Annotated in this window: 7 protein-coding genes; 6 read left to right on the forward strand and 1 reads right to left on the reverse strand. The window is 35.2% G+C overall.

The window, feature by feature from the left end:
* Positions 1 to 44: 44 nt before the first annotated feature.
* From FTU79_RS15875 to FTU79_RS15900, 6 genes are all read left to right on the forward strand, one after another.
* Positions 45 to 1,211 carry a MobA/MobL family protein gene (locus FTU79_RS15875; RefSeq protein ID WP_180051321.1) on the forward strand — a complete coding sequence of 389 codons (1,167 nt, stop codon included), beginning with the start codon at positions 45 to 47 and terminating at the stop codon, positions 1,209 to 1,211.
* A 663-nt stretch (positions 1,212 to 1,874) separates the two neighbouring features.
* Positions 1,875 to 2,774 (forward strand): replication initiation protein RepM, encoded by a 900-nt coding sequence (gene repM / locus FTU79_RS15880; RefSeq protein ID WP_180051324.1) that lies wholly within the window; start codon positions 1,875 to 1,877, stop codon positions 2,772 to 2,774.
* A 76-nt stretch (positions 2,775 to 2,850) separates the two neighbouring features.
* The gene (locus tag FTU79_RS15885; protein ID WP_180051327.1) at positions 2,851 to 3,393 is read left to right on the forward strand and encodes a plasmid replication DNA-binding protein; all 543 of its coding nucleotides are present in this window, start codon (positions 2,851 to 2,853) and stop codon (positions 3,391 to 3,393) included.
* 569 nt (positions 3,394 to 3,962) lie between these two features.
* Positions 3,963 to 4,904 carry a site-specific DNA-methyltransferase gene (locus FTU79_RS15890; RefSeq protein ID WP_180051329.1) on the forward strand — a complete coding sequence of 314 codons (942 nt, stop codon included), beginning with the start codon at positions 3,963 to 3,965 and terminating at the stop codon, positions 4,902 to 4,904.
* A 29-nt stretch (positions 4,905 to 4,933) separates the two neighbouring features.
* On the forward strand, positions 4,934 to 5,884 hold the full coding sequence (locus tag FTU79_RS15895; RefSeq protein ID WP_180051331.1) for a BglII/BstYI family type II restriction endonuclease: 951 nt from the start codon (positions 4,934 to 4,936) through the stop codon (positions 5,882 to 5,884).
* Between the two features lie 158 nt (positions 5,885 to 6,042).
* Complete coding sequence (locus FTU79_RS15900; RefSeq protein WP_180051333.1) at positions 6,043 to 6,204, forward strand: hypothetical protein; 162 nt, start codon at positions 6,043 to 6,045, stop codon at positions 6,202 to 6,204.
* A gap of 244 nt (positions 6,205 to 6,448) precedes the next feature.
* Here the strand turns inward: FTU79_RS15900 and FTU79_RS15905 are convergent, their stop codons facing one another.
* On the reverse strand, positions 6,449 to 7,207 hold the full coding sequence (locus FTU79_RS15905; RefSeq protein ID WP_120368316.1) for a hypothetical protein: 759 nt from the start codon (positions 7,205 to 7,207) through the stop codon (positions 6,449 to 6,451).
* Between the last annotated feature and the right edge of the window lie 387 nt (positions 7,208 to 7,594).

Genomic DNA, 7,594 nt, shown 5'->3' on the forward strand with positions numbered 1-7,594 from the left:
GTTTCACTGCATAAAAACCGGTCCCCAAGCCACCAGAGGTGAACATGGCCAGCTACCATTTCAGCGTCAAAAGCAAAAATAAAGGCTATGCCTCAGGTCACTACCTCTACATTTCCAGACTCATGCAATACGAAGGTATCCGCAAAACCAGTCATGAGACCATCGAACATATCGAACCCGGTCGTTGTATGCCTGCCTTCGTGAAAGATCCCATCGAGTTTTGGCAAGCAGCAGATACCTATGAACGAGCAAATGCCAAAGCGTACATGGAATACGAAATTGCCTTGCCAAATGAATTCACGCCAGAACAGCGTAAAACGCTCATAGAGACGTTTTTAGAAAAACATGTAGCTAGCTTCAACTATCCGCATTCATACGCCATACACAACGTAAAATCGCGCATCAGTGGCGAAGATCAACCTCATTGTCACCTAATGTTCTCATTGAAAGCCGATGACGGTATTGAACGAACAGCCGAACAATACTTCAAACGCTATAACGCAAAAGACCCATCCAAAGGCGGTGCGAAGAAAATCCAACTCCAAGAAGGCCATGAAGACTATTCTGCTTTTCTGATCTATATCCGCAAACAATGGGAAAACCACCTCAATGATGCCCTTGCTCAACACTGCCCGACTGTCACTTACAGACTAGATGGACAAGACATCACCATCAAAAACCAAGTGTCAGCAGATAGCTATGAAAAATACAATCAGATCCACGGCACCTTGTACCTTCCAGAACCTAAACTGGGTGTCGGCAACCAAAATGCGACCCCTGAATACCTCGCAGATATCCAAAAGATCCGAGAACACAACCATCAAGAACGAGAACTAGAAGAACGTCAGAAGAAAATCGACCAAAAACATGAATATTTTTACAGCTGTAGTAATGAACCCTACTCAACACCAGAGGTAATGTACTACGTCAATTACCTACTGAAGAAAGCAAAGAATAAAAAGGAACTCGAAAACGATATTGTGGCAATCGTTAAAGCACAGAATCCGATCATTGACAGTGAACGATGGAATACACGAGAAATGACCCGAAAATTCAATCATGCACAAGATTACCCAAGCCCATCTATTGCGTTTAAGGTTCATTCAAAACCTGAACAGCCGATCACCCAACAGATCAAGCAACAACCCCAACGTATTCAACCTGAATTGAAGAAGCCAAAACCTGATGATTATGATTTTAGTGGTCCATAAATAATGGTTTTATAGATATTTATAAAAGTCAGAGTATAATGATTGAACACACAACGGTAAGTATTATAGGAACGTCCATTCCTGCTTACTGAAATTTATAAACTGAATCAGATTTAGAAGGCTGATTCAGTTTTTTTTAGTTATTAATAGAGCGAGTGTCTACGAGCGAACAGACACAATCAAAACTCTCGCCATGCTTTTTCCCTGATTACAAACTCCCCTTTACTTCTAAAACTTAGATACAGAGCATCCCGAAGGGTGCGAATAAATTTAATTTGATCCTAGACCGAGCGTAGCGAGCATAAAAAACTGATGAGCGAAGCGAATTCCGAGTCGCTTTTGCTTTTAGAGAATTAATTCCAGGTATTTGCTAAAAATTGCCCCAACGAACTGAGCTTTAGCGAAGTTCAATAGAGTTTGAGCGTAGCGAAAACCAAGGGCAATTTTTTATAAACCCTTTTTAATTATATTTTAAATATTTTAAATATTTTAGGATCTCTGAAAGCTTTCTATATCAATGCTTTCAGCTCTTAACTATGAGGGATTGACTACTAACTATGAGGGATTGACTACTAACTATGAGGGATTGACTACTTAACTATGAGGGATTGACTACTAACTATGAGAGAATTATATTACTCATAGTTAATTATCGAAATAAAATTGATGAGTACATCTAAAAAAGAATTAGTAATTAAATCAAATCAAGTAATTGAAGCTTCATATCAACTCAGCTCAACAGAACAGAGGATTGTTTTAGCAGCTATTAGTAAAATTGGTCGGGCTGAAGATATTACAGATAATCAAATTTATCGCGTAACTATTGATGATCTAAAGAAACTCGGCATTCATGAAAAAACAGCTTATAGAGATCTAAAAGATGGTGTAAACCGCTTATATGACAGATCAATCAATCTAGCTCTTGATGATGAATCAATCAAAATGAGGTGGATTCAATCGATACGATTTTTAGAGAGTAAAAGTGTTGTAGGAATTCGGTTTTCTAAGGAAATTTTACCGTTTATTTCTAATCTGAGTCGTGAATTTACAAAGTATTCATTGTCTGACATTGCTGGTATGAGTAGCGCATATGCTATTCGTATTTATGAATTATTAAGCCAATACCGTTCAATAGGAAAACGGGATATCTCCATCGAGTCTCTAAGAACTATGTTGGAGTTAGGGAAAAGATATCCATTGTCTGCTGATTTGAAAAGATGGGTTATTGATACTGCTGTAGATCAAATTAATGAGCATAGCCCTTTACATGTTTCTTACGAGCAAATAAAGACAGGTCGGAAAGTCACGCATATTCATTTCACATTTAAAGAAAAATCAAAAAGTATTGAGCATAAAGCCGAACAGAATCATTTTTATAAATTGACAGATGCACAACTTAATATGTTTGGTAATCAGCTTTCACGCTTACATGAACTATCTCACCTAGCACAACAAGGTGAAAGTTATGACGACTTAGCTATTAAAATTAAAGATATGCTGCGAGATCCAATACAACAAAAGCAATTTATTCCTTATCTTAAAAATTTAGGTTTTAAGGCATAAAGATCGATGGCGTATGTAGCGGTTGACTGTTTCTTAATGTATCTTGGTTCACATAATAAACAAACAAAATTTTAAGATGAAATCACTATCAGTTATTGAGCTTTCAAACCTCTATGGAATGACGCGTCAAGCCGTTTATAAGCACATTAATAAAGGTAATTTAAGTAAGAATAGTGAAGGTAGAATTGATCTTTCCGAAGCTATTCGTGTCTTTGGTGAACCGTCTAGAAATGTGAACAGTTCACAGACAACTGAAACACGAAAGTTGTCAGAAGTTCACTTGCTAGAACAGCAGGTTTACATGCTTCAAAAACAGCTTGAACAAGCTCATGAGCGTGAGCAGTTCCAACGTGAGGAACTAAAAGCTAAGAATGACCAGCTACACGTTAAAGATGAGCAAATTGAAGCGATACAACGCCTATTAGAAGCTCCAAAAGTTTATAACTCTAACGACCAAAAATTAGATATAGCAACAAATAAAAGATCAAAAAGTGAGTCGAACTATGAGGGATTGACTACTGATCAAGAGACAAAGAAACGAATTCCAGTACCTCAACACGTTGAACCTGAGACTAAAAAACGTGGCTTCCTGAGCCGTTTTTTCTTGCCTAATGGTTAGCTACAGCAGCATAAGTTAAAACTAAAAAGTAAATATAAATCAATTATTTATAATATTAAATAACACTATAATTATGGAAAACCGTAAAACCGTAAAACCGTAAAACCGTAAAACCGTAAAACCGTAAAACCGTAAAACCGTAAAACCGTAAAACCATAAAACCATAAAACCATAAAACCATAAAACCATAATTATGGAGAACCATGAATGTGGAGTAGAGCTACACAAACTCGTGGAACATTGCTCAGATATTGATCGTGGAACGTGAAGATTCGACAAAAAAGCCCAACTCAGCTGAGTTGGGCTTTTTACATCAACATAAGGCTATGATTTAAAATGAAAAATAGAAAGCATTTCGTATAACGCGTATTATGTTAATTTTAGAAAAATTAAATTTATTTTGAAAATTCTATCCCAATAAAATTTTTTCATTTCATTACTCATTTAAGCTTTCTATCTATGCTAAAAAAGACGTCATCCAGTGACGCATTTTATTATTAATTTAATAATTCAGAGTCAGATCAATGTAGAATCTTGGCATTCTTATATGAACTACCCTATCTATCACGATGTTAAAGAAATTTAAGTATTCTCAAAACTTCTCTTATGATGCTGATATCAATTTACTTCTAGGCGATTCCCTAGAAGAGTTAAAAAAAACACCTGATGAAGTATTTCAGCTAGTAGTTTCATCTCCACCATATAATATCGGCAAAATATATGAAAAAAGACAAGATTTTGACGATTACTTATCTTGGCAAGAAGAAATCCTCAGCGAATGTGTAAGAACGCTAAAGCCCGAAGGAAGTTTAGTTTGGCAAGTAGGGAACTATGTTGAAAAAGGAGAAGTGTTTCCATTAGACATTTTCTTCTATCCAATTTTAAAGAAATTAGGATTAAAACTTCGTAACCGTATTGTCTGGCATTTTGATCATGGTCTACATGCAAAAAACAGATTATCTGGTAGATATGAAACTCTTCTTTGGTTTACCAAAACAGATGATTATGTCTTCAATTTAGACCCTATTCGTGTCCCTTCTAAATATCCAGGAAAACTTCACTATAAAGGTGATAAAAAAGGGCAACCTAGTGGGAATCCTCTAGGCAAGAATCCTTCTGATTACTGGAAAATCATTTCTGATGAGTGGGAGTTAGGAGTTATGGATATTCCTAATGTCAAATCAAACCATATCGAAAAAACAGAACATCCTTGTCAATTTCCAGTAGAACTTATTGAACGTTTTGTTCTTGCCCTAACAAATGAGGGAGATGCTGTCCTAGACCCATTTGGTGGAGTCGGTTCTAGTGCAGTAGCAGCACTTAATCGTGATAGAAAGGCAACATTGATTGAAAGAGATACCAATTACCTAGCAATAGCTAAAGATAGAATTGAGCAACTCGAAAATGGAACTTTAAAAATAAGACCATTAGGTAAACCTGTACACAAGCCTACAGGAAAGGAAAAAGTAGCACAGGTTCCTGAACAATGGAAAACTGATTCAAAAGAATGATTTCGTAAGTTATTAAGGTTTAAAGTTTTATGTCCACAAATCTATCTAGCATGCTAGTCACTAAAAAATACTATTTTAAATGTGAGGAAGCTCATATTCCCTCAGCATTAACCGAGGCTATTACTCTACTTGAATATGCTTTATCACAAGTTAAAATTTCTTCTGTTAAAAAATCTAGAGAGAAATCTAAAAATGAGAATTTATTTTCTCCTGTTGATCTAAACAACCAGATTAAGGCTGTTCTAAAAGAAAAAGGGCTTTCTTCTTATCGTATTCGTTGTAGATATGAGAACTCAAATATTGAAGATGCTATAACTAAATCCAACCAACTATTTGAAGATTTTAAAGTTTTAAAATTTAATAAAGCCGAGTTCCAAACAGCTTATTTAGATTTTTTGACAAGTTTAGGCAGTAATAGTGATATTAAATTTTACAGCTTTACTAGTGCCTGGAAACGGTTGACTAAAGGTTTTACTTCACATGAAGAAGAAGAAAAGCCTAAATTCATCCAAAAAGAAGGAAAACAATATTCTTTCGATAGCAGTCTAATCAATGAAGAGGAACCTAATCCCTTCATCTCATATATTTCTGAGGACTTTGTTGGATTTAGAGAAATGGACTTCATATATGAGTCCGAATTGAATCATGAAAAAGTAGGTATTGAAGTCCAGTTCGGAAAATATGCTTTTATGGTATACAACGTATGCGCAAAAATGAAAATTTTCGAAAAACACAATGCTATTCAATATGGAATTGAGATTGTACCTACAAAGGCCATGCAGAAATACATGTCAACTGGTGTGTCTTTTTATGAACAATTTGTTTGGGATTTAAACGAAAGAGGAGCTTTTACAGAGGATGTTCCGACAGTTGTATTAGGCGTACAACCAAATTCAGAAGGATTTGAAATGCTAAAAGATACGACTCTTCAAAATGTATCTATTAAAGCAAATACATTAGAAATTAACACTAATACATAACAGTTCTTCATACCAAATAAGCTTAAAAACTAGAATAGTCCCTATCCCTAATATAGGGACTATTTAACATAAAAACTCTTATACGAAATTCGCCTGTAATCCCAAAGTAGACGTTCCTGGTTTATGATGATCTAACTAAGATCTCAGGAGATGATGCTATGAACGACACTGAAAATCCGAAAAAGTTTCCACTTTCAGAGTCTGAATTGCTCGAACATATGAATGAATATACAGCACATGCAGATGAAATTGCTGTGCTTACAGAAGCTGAATATCATCATTCATATTGCAAACGCTCTACTCCATTTTTTCAAAAATAAATTAATTTTGATAGACCTTAAACCATTGCTACATAAGGCTTTGAGTGTGTTTTGGAGTGAAGCGCTTAAAATAGGTTAAATAAATACAGAACGACCTAAACCCTTACTACACAAGGCTTTGAAGGGTATTTTGGAGTGGAGCGTTTTAAAATTGGTTAAAAAATAAATACAGAACAATCTAAACCCTTACTACATAAAGCTTTGAGGAGTATTTTGGAGTCGTGAGTTTGAAATTTGGAGAAATCTATTTTGTATTTTCCCGTTTCTGCTTTTCGACTTCATATTCAAATAGCTTTTGATCTCCATATTTATAAGTCGTAAAACCATCTAATACTTTGATAAATAATTCGACTTTCTTTGAATAAATATCTTCATGTTTGCATACTTTTTGATAAAGATCCGTCTGTGAAATTTTTTCACAAAAATTATCATTACCTATAATCAAATTAGTCACTTGCGACACATCTTCTGGAATCTTTTTATTCATTTTTTTAAATGCCGCAATAACAGCACCACCTAACTCAAATTTGCGTTGATTGTCAGCTTTACGTTTTTTACCTTCATCCTTTTTTTGGATCTGAGTTAAATAAAGCTCAAGATCCTTCATCTGTAATTCTTGAGCCTTAAAACGCTGGTATCGAGTAAACATTGTTTTCAGAATATTCAGCTCACTATTACCTAATTCTTGATTCTTATATGACTTAAATAACTCAATAAATTTGGTTTCATATTCAGTTGGTTCCGGAAAAGTCGAAAGCTGATCAAATAAGGTCTTTAGTTTTATATGCTCACGGTAAGGTTTTAATGCTTCTCTCACTAAAATCTGTTGAGCTTCAGACAACATCTCAAAATTAAAATCTTCAGCTTGTAGATCATCAATGACCTGATTTTGTAAATCGGTCCGTGGATGTTTTTCTAAGAGATACTCCACAAAATCATGTAATTCTGCTACTTGAAGTAACTTAGCTGGTCTTCCACGTTTTTTTGCTTTTTCCTGAGTCATACCACCTGCCGCCTAATTTTCAGAACTGCAACCTGTTAGATATGGTTTTACCATATTTAACAGGGCAGTCTGAAAATAATTATTTAAAATAAAAATAAAAATTCTTTTCAAGAATTTTTATTTTTATTTTAAATAATTCGCACTTGACAGTTTCTTGCTATCGCGAAGAAACTAGTACGCAATGGGGCGTTTCCCCCTTGACCCCCTTTAACCGGATTTTCAGCCATTCAGGCATTCCAAATCCGGACGCTTTTTATTTCGTTTCACTGCATAAAAACCGGTCCCCAAGCCACCAGAGGTGAACATGGCCAGCTACCATTTCAGCGTCAAAAGCAAAAATAAAGGCTATGCCTCAGGTCACTACCTCTACATTTCCAGACTCATGCA

The sequence above is a fragment of the Acinetobacter sp. YH12144 genome (genome assembly GCF_013418345.1).
In the GTDB taxonomy this organism is placed as follows: Bacteria; Pseudomonadota; Gammaproteobacteria; order Pseudomonadales; family Moraxellaceae; genus Acinetobacter; species Acinetobacter amyesii.

What these genes read in the sequence shown, in the direction of transcription:
- FTU79_RS15875 (WP_180051321.1), top strand. Translation starts at nt 45, where the DNA reads ATGGCCAGCTACCATTTCAGCGTCAAAAGCAAAAATAAAGGCTATGCC.
- FTU79_RS15885 (WP_180051327.1), top strand. Translation starts at nt 2,851, where the DNA reads ATGAAATCACTATCAGTTATTGAGCTTTCAAACCTCTATGGAATGACG.
- FTU79_RS15890 (WP_180051329.1), top strand. Translation starts at nt 3,963, where the DNA reads ATGTTAAAGAAATTTAAGTATTCTCAAAACTTCTCTTATGATGCTGAT.
- FTU79_RS15895 (WP_180051331.1), top strand. Translation starts at nt 4,934, where the DNA reads ATGTCCACAAATCTATCTAGCATGCTAGTCACTAAAAAATACTATTTT.
- FTU79_RS15900 (WP_180051333.1), top strand. Translation starts at nt 6,043, where the DNA reads ATGAACGACACTGAAAATCCGAAAAAGTTTCCACTTTCAGAGTCTGAA.
- FTU79_RS15905 (WP_120368316.1), bottom strand. Translation starts at nt 7,207, where the DNA reads ATGACTCAGGAAAAAGCAAAAAAACGTGGAAGACCAGCTAAGTTACTT.